11 protein-coding genes are annotated in these 15,325 nt (G+C 42.2%); 6 read left to right on the plus strand and 5 right to left on the minus strand.

What is annotated here, in order from left to right:
- Positions 1-174: 174 nt before the first annotated feature.
- From sfsA to guaB, 3 genes are all read right to left on the minus strand, one after another.
- Positions 175-897 carry a DNA/RNA nuclease SfsA gene (gene sfsA / locus TW85_RS07535; protein ID WP_046016510.1) on the minus strand — a complete coding sequence of 241 codons (723 nt, stop codon included), beginning with the start codon at positions 895-897 and terminating at the stop codon, positions 175-177.
- Positions 898-1,001: 104 nt separating this feature from the next.
- Positions 1,002-2,579, minus strand: a complete 1,578-nt coding sequence (gene guaA, locus TW85_RS07540) for a glutamine-hydrolyzing GMP synthase (RefSeq protein WP_046016511.1) — start codon at positions 2,577-2,579, stop codon at positions 1,002-1,004.
- A 135-nt stretch (positions 2,580-2,714) separates the two neighbouring features.
- A complete protein-coding gene (gene guaB / locus TW85_RS07545) occupies positions 2,715-4,184 on the minus strand; it encodes an IMP dehydrogenase (RefSeq protein WP_046016512.1) in 1,470 nt (489 codons plus the stop codon).
- Between the two features lie 96 nt (positions 4,185-4,280).
- Between guaB and xseA the strand changes: the two genes are divergently transcribed.
- Complete coding sequence (xseA, locus tag TW85_RS07550) at positions 4,281-5,636, plus strand: exodeoxyribonuclease VII large subunit (RefSeq protein WP_046016513.1); 1,356 nt, start codon at positions 4,281-4,283, stop codon at positions 5,634-5,636.
- Positions 5,637-5,731: 95 nt separating this feature from the next.
- Here the strand turns inward: xseA and TW85_RS07555 are convergent, their stop codons facing one another.
- Positions 5,732-7,123 (minus strand): sigma-54 dependent transcriptional regulator, encoded by a 1,392-nt coding sequence (locus tag TW85_RS07555; RefSeq protein WP_046016514.1) that lies wholly within the window; start codon positions 7,121-7,123, stop codon positions 5,732-5,734.
- Between the two features lie 64 nt (positions 7,124-7,187).
- The gene (locus TW85_RS07560) at positions 7,188-9,191 is read right to left on the minus strand and encodes a sensor histidine kinase (RefSeq protein WP_238326185.1); all 2,004 of its coding nucleotides are present in this window, start codon (positions 9,189-9,191) and stop codon (positions 7,188-7,190) included.
- Between the two features lie 353 nt (positions 9,192-9,544).
- On the opposite strand from TW85_RS07560, the gene TW85_RS07565 reads away from it, so the two are divergent.
- The 5 genes from TW85_RS07565 (at position 9,545) to TW85_RS07585 (ending at position 15,276) form a co-directional block, all read left to right on the plus strand.
- Positions 9,545-10,954: a cytochrome ubiquinol oxidase subunit I gene (locus TW85_RS07565; protein ID WP_046016515.1), complete on the plus strand. Its 1,410-nt coding sequence runs from the start codon at positions 9,545-9,547 to the stop codon at positions 10,952-10,954.
- Positions 10,954-11,958 carry a cytochrome d ubiquinol oxidase subunit II gene (gene cydB / locus TW85_RS07570; protein ID WP_046016516.1) on the plus strand — a complete coding sequence of 335 codons (1,005 nt, stop codon included), beginning with the start codon at positions 10,954-10,956 and terminating at the stop codon, positions 11,956-11,958. The genes TW85_RS07565 and cydB overlap by 1 nt, the downstream gene beginning before the upstream one ends.
- 473 nt (positions 11,959-12,431) lie before the next feature.
- Complete coding sequence (locus TW85_RS07575; protein WP_046016517.1) at positions 12,432-13,334, plus strand: EamA family transporter; 903 nt, start codon at positions 12,432-12,434, stop codon at positions 13,332-13,334.
- A gap of 15 nt (positions 13,335-13,349) precedes the next feature.
- Positions 13,350-14,315 (plus strand): helix-turn-helix domain-containing protein, encoded by a 966-nt coding sequence (locus tag TW85_RS07580; protein WP_046016518.1) that lies wholly within the window; start codon positions 13,350-13,352, stop codon positions 14,313-14,315.
- A gap of 202 nt (positions 14,316-14,517) precedes the next feature.
- Entirely contained in the window at positions 14,518-15,276 is a 759-nt protein-coding gene (locus TW85_RS07585) for a response regulator (RefSeq protein WP_046016519.1), read from the plus strand.
- Positions 15,277-15,325: the final 49 nt, after the last annotated feature.

Here is a 15,325-nt window from a genome sequence, read left to right on the forward strand (position 1 = left end):
TGACTTACTAAACAATGTTCTGTTTGTAGTCGCTTACTTAGTAAGCTGTCGGTGTAAGCTTTGTTTGCTACCCCGTGTCAGTGGATGCGTATAATATACATCTCAGATTTTATGGCAAGCGCTTTTTGACCGATTAGCCAAATAAATGCATTTAAATCTATTTTTGTATATTTTTTAAACAATTACAGGCACTTTTTGAGTTAATTCAATCTCTTCTGGGGTAATTTCTGCACGATAAGCAATCACCTCCACCCCTTGAGCCATAACTTCTTTCAAAGCTTGAGTATATTTCTCATCAATATGCGCTGCAGGGGACACTTTTTTGATACCAGTATGGCTCACACAAAAACAAAGTACTGCTCTGTGACCTTGTTTTACCATATTGGCTAATTCATAAAGATGCTTACGACCACGCTCAGTTACTGCATCGGGAAAATAGCCATGCCCCCCTTCCCCTAACTCACCCTCTTCTAACAAGGTGGCATTTTTCACTTCTACATAACAAAGTGCTTCCCCCTCATTATTGGATAGCAGCCAATCGATACGACTCCCTTCACCGTATTTCACTTCGGCTTTGATATTTTGATAACCCTGAAGCTCTTCAATCACGCCATTATCTATCGCTTCTTTCACTAATTTATTTGGTAAACCTGTATTAATGCAGGCAAGATGTTGATTATCAATTTCAACCAGTTCCCAAGTATGGCGATATTTACGCTTTTCATTCTGACTATCTGAAATCCAAATACGGGCATTATCAGGCATACAACGTTTCATTGAGCCTGTATTCGGACAATGAACCGTTATCTTACTGCCATCAGGCAAAATAACATCGGTTAGAAAACGCTTATATCGTTTTATCAGTTTTGCTTCGATTAAAGGATTAGGGAATTTCATAAATACCTTCTTGTTAACTGTTTACCAAATTCTAAATAAAAACGGCCCCCTTTGATTAGAAGGGAGCCGTTTTTATTTAAGCTTTTACATCAATCGTTTGGAAACTATTCCCATTCGATTGTTGCAGGTGGCTTAGAAGAAACATCATAAGTAACACGAGAAATGTGTTCAATCTCATTAATAATGCGACCAGAAACTGTTTCTAAAAGTTCATAAGGAAGGTGCGCCCAACGAGCTGTCATAAAGTCGATAGTTTCAACCGCACGAAGTGCAACAACATACTCATAACGACGACCATCACCCACTACACCTACAGACTTAACAGGCAAGAATACTGCGAATGCTTGGCTTGTTTTATCATACCAACCCGAACGGCGTAGCTCTTCAATGAAGATAGCATCGGCACGACGAAGAATATCAGCATATTCTTTTTTCACTTCACCAAGAATACGTACACCTAGACCAGGCCCTGGGAAAGGGTGACGATAAACCATGTCATAAGGTAGGCCTAAGGCTAAACCAAGTTTACGTACTTCGTCTTTAAACAATTCACGTAGTGGTTCAACCAATTCCATTTTCATATCATCAGGTAATCCACCCACATTGTGGTGCGATTTAATGACATGGGCTTTACCTGTTTTAGACGCAGCAGACTCGATGACATCAGGGTAAATAGTACCTTGAGCAAGGAATTCAATTTCATTTAGCTTTGATGATTCTTCATCAAAAATCTCAATGAAACTATTACCGATAATCTTACGCTTCGCTTCTGGATCAGCTTCATCCTTAAGACGAGATAAGAAAAGATCTTCAGCATCAACACGGATCACTTTAACACCCATATTTTCTGCAAACATAGCCATTACTTGATCGCCTTCATTTAAACGCAAAAGGCCGTTATCAACAAACACACATGTTAGCTGATCACCAATGGCTTTATGTAGAAGCGCAGCAACAACAGAAGAATCAACACCACCAGAAAGGGCTAGTAGCACTTGTTTGTCACCAACTTGCTCACGCATACGTTCGATTGCATCGGTAGCAATGTTATCTGGTGTCCAAAGTGTCTCACACTCACAGATATCAACTACAAAGCGAGACAATAAAGCGCCACCTTGTTTAGTGTGTGTTACTTCTGGGTGGAACTGTAAGCCATAGAATTTTTTCGCTTCATTTGCCATACCAGCGATTGGGCAACTTTCTGTAGATGCCATCAAAGCAAAATCTTCAGGCATTTCAGTCACTTTATCGCCATGACTCATCCACACATCAAGAAGATGTACACCATTGTTAGCAACATGATCAACAATATCAGTTAACAAATCAGTGTCACCATGGGTACGAATTTGAGCGTAACCAAATTCACGCAACTCTGAACTTTCAACCTTACCACCTAGTTGTTCAGACATGGTTTGCATGCCGTAACAAATACCTAGAACTGGAACACCCAAAGTGAATACAGATTCTGGCGCACGAGGAGAGCCTGCTTCAGTAACAGATTCAGGGCCACCCGCTAGGATAATGCCTTTTGGAGCGAATTCGATAATTTCTTGATCTTCCATATCAAAAGCACGGACTTCACAATAAACACCAATTTCACGCACACGACGCGCGATCAATTGAGTATATTGAGAACCAAAATCAAGAATAAGAATTTTATGAGCGTGGATATTTTGCGACATAATTTTTTAACTCTTTAATAGACATTAGGGTCTTTGAGCTAGGCCTTTAAATAAGTTTTTGATAAAAACCTAAGCATCTTAAAATAAAGATGGGGCGATTAATTCGCCCCATCTCAGTTTAACTTTCTTTCACGCTTAGCCGGCGTGATAGTTCGGCGCTTCTTTAGTGATAGTCACATCATGTACATGACTTTCACGAATACCCGCACCTGTGATACGAGAGAATTGCGTTTTAGTGCGCATTTCTTCGATATCAGCTGAACCTGTATAACCCATTGAAGAGCGCAGTCCGCCCATCATTTGGTGTACAACCGCAACCATAGGACCTTTACAAGGAACACGACCTTCAATACCTTCCGGTACTAGTTTCTCAACACCGTCTTTCGCATCTTGGAAGTAACGGTCACTTGAGCCTTGAGATTGTGCCATAGCACCTAAAGAGCCCATGCCACGGTAAGACTTGAATGAGCGGCCTTGATATAACACAACTTCACCTGGCGCTTCATCAGTACCAGCAAGTAAACCGCCAACCATGATAACGCTTGCACCCGCTGCGATCGCTTTAGCAATATCACCAGAGAAACGTACACCACCATCAGCAATAACAGGCACATCATACTCAGCCATAGCCGCTGCAACATTGGCAACAGCAGAAATCTGAGGAACACCAACACCTGAGATAATACGTGTTGTACAAATAGAACCAGGGCCGATACCCACTTTAACGCCATCAGCACCCGCTTTTGCCAAAGCAATAGCAGCTTCTGCTGTAGCAATGTTGCCACCGATCACTTGTACTTGAGGGAAGTTTTCCTTCACCCAACGAACACGATCGATTACACCCTTAGAATGTCCATGTGCTGTATCAACAACAATCACATCAACACCCGCTTCAACCAAAGCAGTAACTCGATCAGATGTATCAGCACCAGTACCAACCGCAGCACCAACACGCAAACGGCCTTGGTCATCTTTACATGCATTAGGATAAGCTGTTGCTTTATCGATATCCGTTACTGTGATCATGCCACGTAATTCAAAATCAGCATTAACCATCAATACTTTTTCGATACGGTGTTCGTGTAAAAGTTTACGAACTTGACCAGCAGAAGCACCCTCTTCGACTGTTACCAAGCGCTCTTTTGGCGTCATGATATCAGCAACAGATTGTTCGAAATCTTTCACGAAACGTACGTCACGGCTAGTCACTATGCCTACTAGATCATCGCCTTGAACAACAGGTACGCCGGAAATGTTATGACTGGCAGTTAATGCTACCAATTCACGAACACTGGCTTCAGGGTTAATGGTTACAGGGTCACGAACAATACCGCTTTCGTACTTCTTAACGCGACGTACTTCAGCAGCCTGCTCTTCAACAGAAAGGTTTTTATGAACAATCGCAATACCACCTTCTTGCGCTAATGCGATAGCCATACGGTGTTCAGTTACCGTATCCATCGCCGCAGAAACAAGCGGTAAATTCAATTCAATGTCTTTTGTTATGCGGGTTTTAAGGCTAACATCCTTTGGTAGAACTTCGGAATAGCCTGGGATAAGCAATACGTCATCAAACGTTAGAGCTTCTTGTGCGATTCGTAACATAATGGGAGGGGTTCCAATGCCAACTGGGGTAGATTTAGATGGCAAGTAATTCTAACTGAGAATCCCCCTGTGGTAAATCAAAACAATGAGAGATTGATGAATTTTTTTACAGCCGAGAAACAAAATGAGGTCGCCTTCAGTGTCTCTCAATTAAATCGTCAAATACAAACCCTACTAGAAGCCAGTTTACCTTGGGTTTTAGTAGAAGGAGAAATATCTAACCTAGCCCGCCCAGGCTCTGGTCATTGGTACTTTTCACTTAAAGATAGTAAGGCACAAATTCGCTGCGCTATGTTTAAAAATCGTAATAACGCCGTTAGATTTAAACCCAAAGATGGGGATCTCGTTAAGCTCAGGGCAAAAGTCACTTTTTACGGACCAAGGGGAGATTGCCAATTAACCGTTGAGTCTATGGAATCTGGCGGTGAAGGAGCGCTGCAACAGGCCTATGAAAGGTTAAAAGCGCAATTAGAAGCCGAAGGTCTATTCAAACAAGAGCATAAAAAACCTTTACCAACAACACCAGAGCGTGTGGCCATTATCACTTCTCCCATTGGTGCTGCCGTACGAGATATGATTAGCGCCTTTAAACGCCGCTTCCCTTTAACTGAGCTCACTATTATTCCATCTTTGGTTCAAGGGCAAGGCGCAGCACAAAACCTCACCAAACAATTGATTAGAATGGATGCTAGCGATCATTTCGATGCCATCATTATCGGACGTGGAGGTGGTTCACTGGAAGACCTTTATAGCTTTAACGATGAAACCTTAGCTAGAACCATTTTTAATGCTAAAACGCCCATTATTTCTGCCGTCGGTCATGAGGTCGATTTCACCATTGCCGATTTTGTTGCCGATGTACGAGCAGCAACCCCGACCGCCGCTGCAGAACTTTTAAGTCCAGATTCAGAGCACTTGATTAGGCAAATTCAATCTCGTGAAGATAGACTGGCTTTATCTTTTGAACGCCAACTGCAAACTCAACAACAAAAACTAGACCATTTGATTCAAAGAATGCGTCACCCTAGTGAGCGTATCCAGTTACAACAAGATAAATTAAGCCAACTTGAAAGACGCCTGCAACAAAGCATGCAAGCCTTACTCAATAACCATAAAGTAACACTGGCCCATTCAGATACTCGTTTGAGTAATGCAAGCCCAGCACAAACCCTCAAGCTTAAAAATCAGCAACTAGAAGACTACCAACGTAGATTGTCTCAAGCCTTAAAACAAAACCTAGAGCAAAAGACGCAAACCTTTGCTTCGTTAGTTGAAAAGCTCAACCTTGTCAGCCCGTTGCAAATCCTGTCTCGAGGTTATGCGATTGCCAGCAATGAAGAAGGCGTTATAAAAAACATCAGCCAAACGAAAAAAGGCGAAAAGCTAAAAGTAAGAGTCGAAGATGGCGAGTTAAATTGCGAAGTTATCAGTAAGAAGAAAAGCAATAAATAAAAAGCGCTAACGAGGAGAACGCTAAGAGAAAGGAGAGTCTCTTTTTAGCGTTCTTCTTATGAGAAATACAATTAACACTTTTTCAGTTAATGTTTTTAGCCTAACTGATACCTTTCAATTTTTTTCAATAAACCTTGTCTTGAAATCCCAAGCTGCCTTGCCGCTTGGCTTCGATTCCCTAAACTTTCTTGTAAGGCTAATTTGATTAAAGCAATTTCCAGTTGTTTGACCTGTTCATCCAGACTGGTATCCAAAGAGATCAGAGGGTTAGAAACAGGCGCACTTTCTGTTTGTCCCATAGGGAATAGCAAAGCAATGTCTTCCATCTTAATCTCAGTATTTTGAGCAATAGAGGCAACGCTTTCTAAAGCATTTTTAAGCTCTCGCACATTACCAGGCCAAGTCTGCGCCACAAACCAAGTCAAAGCCTCTGGCGATAATTGAGAGCCTGTTTTTAAATCAGTATGAGTCGTATCTTTTTGCGCTAGAAACGTCTGCATTAACAGAGGAATATCCTCCCTGTGTTGATCCAAAGCCTGAGTTTCAAGTGTGATGCCTTTAATTCGATAATAAAGGTCTTCCCTAAACTCACCCTCTTTCACTTTCTCCATCAAATCAGCATTGGTTGCAGACACCACTCGTACATCGATGGACTGTTGCACTCTTCCACCCACAGGAAAGAAAGTCCCTTCTTGCAGCACTCTTAATAACTTAATTTGCATAGGCGCAGGCATTTCACCAATTTCATCCAGAAAGAGAGTACCGCCATCAGCTAGGGATAAAAGCCCCACCTTATCCTTATCAGCGCCCGTAAAAGCCCCCTTTTGATAACCAAATAACTCACTTTCTAGAAGGTCCGCAGGAATAGCCCCACAATGTACTGAAATAAAGGCTTTATCTTTGCGCAAGCTCATATCATGGATTGCTTTCGATACCACTTCTTTACCCGTACCAGAAGGGCCAGTCACTAATACGCGAACTTCAGTTGGCGCAATACGCTCAATCAAGGCGCGAATATTAATCGCTGAAGTCGATACTCCAATATAAGATTCAGCTGCACTTTTCACCTGTCCATCTAGTTTCAACTGCTTAAGGTTTCGAACTTCTTTATCCAGCCCATGTTTAGTCAAGGCTCGTTTTACAACAATCGCCAGCATTTCAGGGTCTAAAGGTTTGGCAATAAAATCCCAAGCGCCATTTTCGATCGCTTTAAGCGCAAGGTCTCGCTCAGCATTCCCCGTAATAACGATAACAGGGCGCGAAATAAGATCAGGAATGGCTGCCAAAGTTTGGTGAGGGTCGAAATGAGGCGGCATAGCTAAATCTAGCAAGATAAGATCAGCATCAAAGCTAGCCAAACAGGCTTTCGCCGAAGCAAGATCAGCAGCTGTTTTTACTTGATAACCCGAACCTTCTAGCCAAATTTGTGCCAGCTGGCAAAACGCAGGTTCATCATCCACTAATAAAATCTTTGCCCCAGTATCCATTTCTTTACCTTTTACTTAATTTTTTTAACTTAGCATTTTACTAGCAAAATGCCTTCTAGAGCCCTTATTGATCAGGCATGAAGGTTTGATTTGATAATTGCTTTTGACTTTTATTTGCATGTAATGGCAGATCTATTTCAAAACTGACAGGCCAATTGAGATCACTACGACAACGTATTTCCCCCTGATGCGCATCAATAATGCGTTTAACTATCGCCAAACCTAAGCCATGGCCACCAGAACGTTTACTTACAAAGGGTTGAAACAAGCTTTGAGCATCCATATTAGCAGCAATTTCAGGCCCATTATTATGCACCCGAACTTGCACTAGATTACTGGCATCATAACGTCTCGCTTCTATTCTAAGCTTGGCATCTGGCTGGTTACGTAAAAATGCCGCCGCATTATCCATTAGGTTAATAAACACCTGCTGAATTCTTTGTACATCAACCTCTAAAGTGAGTTCATCTGGCATGTCTAAACTCACTTGTACATTATCAAGCTCAGCTTGGCGCTCTAAACTCAATAACAAGGGTTTTAATAATAAAGGGGTATAGTCCAGTTTCAGACTGCCAGAATACAAGAGTAAGTCACTGATCAACCTGTCCGCTCTTTGTACCTGAGTTTGTATATGTTGCTTGATAGTATCATCTGTACTCATGGACGCCATGGAAATGATATTTAGCGGATTTCGTAGCTCATGGGCCATAGCGGCAGATAACCCCCCTAATTCGACTAGATGCTTTTCATCTAGCCTTTGTCTTTCTGCCTCAGCAAGCTCAAGACTTTGCTGCAACAAACCACAACGAGTCGTAAACAAAGAGGCAAACACCTCGCCTGACAAGCGCATTCCTGGGCTCACATCTTGCCAAGCAATCAACTCAAACTGCCAACCTTGATACAGGTTTCGCACTAAAAGCTGCATTCGATTTTCATCTGCTTGAGTTTCTTTTTTAAGCTCTGTTTGGTTAGCATTTGAGCTCGTATCAAGCGTAATAATCTGACCTTTATTAATTTCGATTGAGACGTCCACCGCCTGCCCAAGCTGTTGCTTCAACAAGGTTTCGCCAATCTGAATTAACTGAGGCCAATCCTTAGCGCCTTTAAGGGCTTGGCTCCAAATATCTAAAAGGTCTTCATTAAGTCGAGAGCCTGGGTAAATCAAACGCTCCACTAGCCGAGAAAGAGGAGGATAGATAAGCGCACTTAATAGAAGAACGGTTAAAGAGTATAACCATAATTGCCAAGCAGGCACCTCAGCCAAGGCTTGCATCCCTAAAGGTGCAGCAGTAGCACTGATAAAAGCAATCAGTATTAAGAGACTCAACATCATCGCCAACCAAAGCAGAGCACGATTGGCGAACGCATTTACCGCTAAGATTTGATAGCGCACCACAGCATAAACAAGCAGCAAAATATAAGTCGGCAAAAGCATCATGGGATAAGGAAAAGCATCCACCCCAACAGAAGGGAAGATAAAACTAGTCGCTAACAATAAGCCCCAAGCACTCACCATAAAGAGCACAAGGATAGAACGACGTTTATTACCCTTATGGATCAGCCAACCGTAAAGTAAAACCGCATGACCAAGTACGCCTAACAGGACGGTATAAATCAGATTAAACCAACCATAATCTGTGAATACAAAGAGAAACAGACCGGCTTTTTCTATGACGATGGCACCACTTAGCCACCAGCTAGAAATACAAACGAGAAAACTGACTAAATAAACCTTGTTGAGATTATCACTGAGTAAGGCCAGCCAAGGCTTAAACTTATGGGTATATTCACCCTGAATCTGGCTACTGGAAACAAAGCGCACACTAAAATCGAGGAAGAAAGTTGGCATCAAAGGGTTAGCCAGAATGAGAAAAATACCAAGAGATTGCATATCGTGAGCAATGGCTAAATGGCCAAAACACCACAAGGCCATCATGATGGCAAATGCCGATAAAGCCGTTAGGTCTCGCTTACCAGCAGCACGCCAATAAAGCCAAAAACCAGCCATCAAACCACAGACACTGGTGAGCAAGATAACCATTTCAAAAATCACATTTAATGTCGGCACACTGTCAACCTGATTAACATCTTTCAATTTAAACCTGTAAACCTAGTTTACAGTCATTTTTTTAAAGCGCTCAGAAAAACCAATTAAACCTTTAAATTCATACACTTATAAATTCAATATTTTCTTGGCATTGGTATTGCTATAAGTACGGCTAATCAATAGCAAAACTTGATCCAACTCAAATATTTTTTATTTAATTTAATCAAATAAGGCATTAGCTATGAATAATAATCTTTTACTGATCGAAGTCATAACTCTACTATCTATTACTGGGTTAGCCCTGATGCCAAGCCTTTTGAAACAAGCAAGTCAGAAAATAAAGAAAGTTAGTTAACTCTTTACTTGAGGTATTTATGGAACTTGATGTCGCAATACTCTCACGGATTCAATTTGCGTTTACTGTGAGTTTTCACATTATCTTTCCCAGTATCACAATCGGTCTAGCCACCTTGATTGCGATTTGGGAAGGCCTATGGCTTAAAACCCATAACCCCTATTATTTGCAATTAGCTAAATTTTGGATCAAGCCTTTCGCTATTACCTTTGGTACAGGTGTCGTGTCAGGCATAGTGCTTTCCTATGAGTTCGGCACCAACTTCTCTCGCTTCTCCGACATAGCGGGTCCTGTTATAGGCCCACTAATGGCCTACGAAGTATTAACTGCCTTTTTCCTTGAGGCTGGCTTTTTAGGTGTCATGCTATTTGGTTGGCAAAGGGTGAGCCCTAAGATGCACTTTAGTGCCAGTCTCATCGTTGCGATCGGCACTTGGATCTCGGCTTTTTGGATTATTGCCGCTAACTCTTGGATGCAAACCCCAGCAGGTTACGAAATTGTCGCTGGAAAGTTTCATGTTACTAGTTGGTTCGAAGTTATCTTCAACCCGTCTATGCCATACAGATTAGCCCACATGCTATTAGCAACCATGATTACGGCAAGCTTTTTAGTCGCAGGTATCAGCGCCTATTATTTATTGAAAAAGCAGCATATTAATTTCGCTAAAAAAGGCCTCTCAATGGCACTTTGGTCAGCGCTAATCTTCACCCCATTGCAAACTTATGTAGGAGATTTACATGGTTTGAATGTGGCTAAGCATCAGCCGATCAAACTGGCGGCAATGGAAGGTATCTGGCCTGAGTGGGAAGCACCCGTTCCGTTGCTATTATTTGCTATGCCAAACATGGAAGAAGAAAGAAACGACTATGAAATTGGGATTCCACACCTTGGCAGTATCATACTCACCCATAGCCTCGATGGCGGTGTGCAAGGCCTTAAATCTGTTCCACCTGAAGACAGACCCTATGTACCACTTGTCTTCTGGTCATTCAGAGTCATGGTCGCAATCGGTGTTGGCATGCTCTTTATCGCCATCTGCGGCTTATTACTACGCCATAAAGATAGGCTCTACGAGAACAAAGCCTTCCTATTATTAACCACGGCCTTTACCCCAATGGGCGTGATTGCAGTGCTCGCAGGTTGGTATGTAGCCGAAACAGGGCGTCAACCTTGGGTTGTACAAGGCCTAGTTCGCACCATGGATGTGACGTCCTTACTACCTGCTGAAAAGGTTTTCTTTTCTCTGGTTATGTTTGTCGTCATCTATAGTTTGTTATTAGGTGTGTATCTTTACTTTATGGGCAAACTGATTAAAAAAGGGCCGCCAAAAATGGCCGACTTAGAAAGACAACTCATCGGCATGAAAGCACCGGGCTATGCGCTAGCTTGGGTTAAAAACCTTAAACACCAAGAACAAGGAGATAAATAATGGATTACGCACTTTTCTATTTTCTCATCTTGGGCTTTGCCATCTTTATGTACACACTGCTAGATGGCTTTGATCTGGGCATAGGTATTCTCTTTCCTTGGTTTGATAACAATGAGGAAAGAGACCACTTAATGCGTTCTATCTCACATGTGTGGGACGGTAACGAAACCTGGTTAGTCTTTGGAGGCGTCATTTTATTTGCCGCTTTCCCAAGTGCCTATGCCGCTATCACATCGACTTTCTATCTGCCCATCATGCTGATGTTATTTGCCTTAATCTTTCGGGGCGTGGCATTTGAATATCGCTTTAAGTCAGATACTTCTAAAAAGTGGTGGGACCTTGCTTTTAGCAGTGGCTCAACCATAGCCGCATTTTGCCAAGGCTTAATCTTAGGGGCTGTTGTAGAAGGCATTCCTGCCAATGCCAGTGAAACCAATAGTTTAATTTGGCTTACCCCTTTTGCCATATTAACAGGGTTTGCGGTAATGGCAGGTTATGCACTTCTCGCCACCAGCTACCTCTATATGAAGAGCCGTGGCGAGATTCAACTTAGAGTTGCCAAACAAGGACGCTTGCTTCTCATACTCGTTATTCTGGCGATGGGTGCAGTGAGTATCTGGACAATTCTGGACCAAGCTGAAATCCGTGCGCGCTGGTTTGATGGCCTTAACTTCCTTTGGTTAAGCCCACTGCCTTTAGCTTCTGCGGTATTAAGTTATATTGCTTGGAATTGCTTTGCCAGTGACCATAAAGCCAAGCATGAGAGTTGGCCATTTTGGTGTAGTGCAGGCCTGTTCTTATTAGGTTTTGCAGGTTTGGTCGTAGGCTTATTCCCTTACCTAGTGCCAAGGCAAATGACACTTTGGGAAGCCGCCGCACCAGATTCAAGCTTAAGCTTTCTTGTGTATGGCATAGTCATCTTTTTACCTTTGATCTGTGCTTATACCTTATGGGGATACCGTGTATTTTCCGGCAAGGTAGAGGATTACGAAGAGGGTTATTAATCTTATGAGAAACATTTTGACTAGCAAGATAAGGAGCTAAGTATGAAACAACAAAAGCAATGGTTTTGGTTTCTTAGACTGTATCTTTTAGGCCTAATTACTTTGACCATCATCTCTTTCAGCTTAAAAGGCTTAATCAGCTTTTTATAAACCCATTTCGGTTTAGCCTACCTTTCCCACACCGATCACCCAGTGGGAGAGGTAGTTTTTTAAACCTTTCCTCACGATACTAGAATGAAACTAGGCTCTTATTCATAACACCTAAAACATATGTCCTTTTTGACCCGTTACTGAGCTTAAACCTACCTCATCGTAAGCCTTCATAAAAGTTAAACTAAATACTTATTCAGCAGATATTTTTTAAACCATACAGATGTGACCATACAGTAAATTCTGTCAGTTCCATGGGTTTTAAAAACAAAGCTCTGTGATAGAGTGAATCAAGTGTCATTTATACTCAAAAGGACCTCGCCATGACCAGCAAAGACATCTTACTTGCCCTCGCCATCATCTTTATTTGGGGCTTTAACTTTGTCGTCATTGCATGGGGAATTGAAGGTATACCCCCTCTTTTATTAGGCGGTCTCAGATTTTTATTAGTAGCTTTAATTGGCTCCTTTTTCTTTAAACGCCCTAAAACACCAATCAAGTGGTGGTTTGCTTATGCCTTACCAATAAGCTTTTTACAATTCGCTTTCTTATTCACCGCCATGGATAACGGCATGCCAGCCGGCCTTGCATCACTCGCTTTACAGTCACAGGCCTTATTTACCTTGGTCTTTGCCATGCTATTCCTCAAAGAGAGTATTAAAGGTTATCAAATTTTAGCTATCTTCATTGCAGCTCTTGGCCTTATCTTTATTGCCCAAAGCCACGACTCGCAAACCATGACAGTATTAGGTTTTGCCCTTACCTTAGCAGGGGCTGCTAGCTGGGCCATGGGCAACATTGCCAATAAAGCCATTTCACAAAAAGGCCATGCGGCTAATGTAAACCTCATTATCTGGAGTGCTTGGATTCCTCCTATTCCCTTCTTTATTGCCAGCTACTTTATCGAAGGCCCAGACCTGATTATTGATAGCCTAAGTAACTTTGGTCTGCAATCAGCCATTGCCCTAATTTATCTGTCAGTCCTTGCGACTGTGGTAGGTTATGGTTTGTGGAGTTATCTACTTAAGAAATACCCAGCAGCACAGGTTGCCCCTTTAACCTTAGGCGTACCTGTTGTTGGTTTATCTTCAGCTGCATTAATTTTGAATGAGAGCATTAGCCAAGCCCAGTGGATAGGCATTAGCTTGGTCGTTGTAGGCCTGTTGGTAAATACCTTTGGTGCTAAACTCTTAGCCAGCTTACTTAAAACCAAACCTGTAACCTAATAGGGTTAGACTAAGATGACACCTATTTATGTCTTGGTGCTACCCAATACCCTCTTATTAGATGCGATTGGGCCGGCCGAAGTATTTCAATACGCCAATCGTATTCATCAAAAACGTGGCGGCGATGCTCTGTACCAATTGCATTTTGTCGGGCCAGAAAGCGATGCGAGCAACTCACTAGGCTTACCTCTTAATCTCGCCCCTTTACCAGACAAGATAGAAGCCAATGCATGGTTAATTATTGCTGGTCTAATCGGTGATGAGATCCCACTGGAAACACCCGCCATTCAAACCGCTTGTCACTGGCTAAAACAACATAGGTTTGAACGTTACATCAGTGTTTGTGCGGGTTCTCTTGTCATGGCAAAGGCAGGTCTACTTAAAGATAAAAAATGTACCACACACCATCTTCATCTTGATGATTTAAGAGGCTTAGTAGCCCCTCATCAGGTATTGGAAAATCGTCTTTTTGTGGTGGATGATAATACCTACACCAGTGCTGGCGTCACCGCAGGGATAGATCTCGCCCTTTATCTGGTACAAGAAGATAATCAGGCACAATTAGCGGCTGATATTGCCCAATACATGGTGCTATTTTCAAGGCGTGGAAGCCAAGATCCTAGCTTCTCTCCATGGCTTGAACACAGGAATCACCTTCATCAAAAAGTGCACCAGGTACAAAATGCCATTCAATCAGACCCTGCTAGAAATTGGTCATTAGATGAACTGGCTCAAATCGCCCATTGTAGTACCAGACACCTAGGACGCCTTTTTAAAAAAGAGGCCAAGGTCACCACCAAGGAATACACCTACAAACTGAGATTAAATCTCGCTCAGCAATTACTACAAACCTCAGATCTTCCTATCGAAAATATCGCCAATCAATGCGGGTTTGAAGATAGCCGTCAGTTCAGACGCCTTTGGTCACGTTACTTTCATCAAGCCCCTTCTATTTTCCGCTCGGAGAACCAATCCCTTTAAGCTAAAAGGCTAAGCTCATTTCAATAATAAAGTTCATCATAAAAGTGTGAAATTGAATAAACTTAAAGACATCTGTTCATTTTCCATTAACTTAACCATGTTAATGATAAGACAATAAACAAATACTGAGCCTACGCTCAATTGATAATGTTTAAATAATAAATACTTAATAATAACGATAAAAAAGGAAGAGACTCTGGGCATGTCTGAGACCCTCAAAAAGACAGTACTCCTTGTGGATGACGATGCTGATATTCGCACCTTATTATCTGATGCACTGCAGCAAAAAGGTTACATTGCTTTGCAGGCAGAGAATGGTGAACAAATGTGGCAACAGCTTGAAGACGAGCCTGTTTCCCTCATCATCATGGACCTTTATCTACAGGATGAAGATGGGCTGCAACTGGCTCGTGAAGTCAGAGAAACACATCAAGTTCCCATCATGATGCTAACCGGTATAGGCGATGAAACAGATCGTATTCTCGGGCTAGAACTGGCCGCAGATGACTATATGATGAAGCCCTTTAGCATACGTGAAGTAATGGCACGTATTCATGCTTTGATAAGGCGCTCTACTCAGCTAACACCAACAGCTAATCATCTTTCTCATACGTTAGAAGAAGCACATCAATGCTTAAGCTTTGGCCCTTGGTTGTTAGACCTCACCGCACGCCAATTGAAGGACAATAAAGGCAACTTAGTAGTACTGACTTTAGGTGAGTTTTCTCTGTTAGAAGCCCTTGCGCTGCACCCTGATAGAATACTTACCCGTGAGCAGCTTTTAGATATGAGCCGAGGATTAGAAACCGAAGTGTTCGATCGCACTATAGATGTCTTGATTCTGCGCCTACGCCGAAAAATAGAAGCTAATCCTAAAACCCCAGAATTTATCAAAACCCAAAGAGGGTTAGGCTATTTATTCCAAGGGCCAGTAAGAACGAATGAACCAATAAGGCCCTAGTTGTTTTAACCCAAGATAGGGGTTGAACCACAAACCAATATGATCAGGC

Source organism: Marinomonas sp. S3726 (assembly GCF_000967665.1).
Taxonomy (GTDB): Bacteria; Pseudomonadota; Gammaproteobacteria; order Pseudomonadales; family Marinomonadaceae; genus Marinomonas.

Excerpts from the sequence above, each read along its gene's own strand:
- cydB (WP_046016516.1), top strand. The coding sequence starts at position 10,954 with ATGGATTACGCACTTTTCTATTTTCTCATCTTGGGCTTTGCCATCTTT.
- xseA (WP_046016513.1), top strand. The coding sequence starts at position 4,281 with ATGAATTTTTTTACAGCCGAGAAACAAAATGAGGTCGCCTTCAGTGTC.
- guaB (WP_046016512.1), bottom strand. The coding sequence starts at position 4,184 with ATGTTACGAATCGCACAAGAAGCTCTAACGTTTGATGACGTATTGCTT.
- guaA (WP_046016511.1), bottom strand. The coding sequence starts at position 2,579 with ATGTCGCAAAATATCCACGCTCATAAAATTCTTATTCTTGATTTTGGT.
- sfsA (WP_046016510.1), bottom strand. The coding sequence starts at position 897 with ATGAAATTCCCTAATCCTTTAATCGAAGCAAAACTGATAAAACGATAT.
- TW85_RS07565 (WP_046016515.1), top strand. The coding sequence starts at position 9,545 with ATGGAACTTGATGTCGCAATACTCTCACGGATTCAATTTGCGTTTACT.
- TW85_RS07585 (WP_046016519.1), top strand. The coding sequence starts at position 14,518 with ATGTCTGAGACCCTCAAAAAGACAGTACTCCTTGTGGATGACGATGCT.
- TW85_RS07580 (WP_046016518.1), top strand. The coding sequence starts at position 13,350 with ATGACACCTATTTATGTCTTGGTGCTACCCAATACCCTCTTATTAGAT.
- TW85_RS07555 (WP_046016514.1), bottom strand. The coding sequence starts at position 7,123 with ATGGATACTGGGGCAAAGATTTTATTAGTGGATGATGAACCTGCGTTT.
- TW85_RS07575 (WP_046016517.1), top strand. The coding sequence starts at position 12,432 with ATGACCAGCAAAGACATCTTACTTGCCCTCGCCATCATCTTTATTTGG.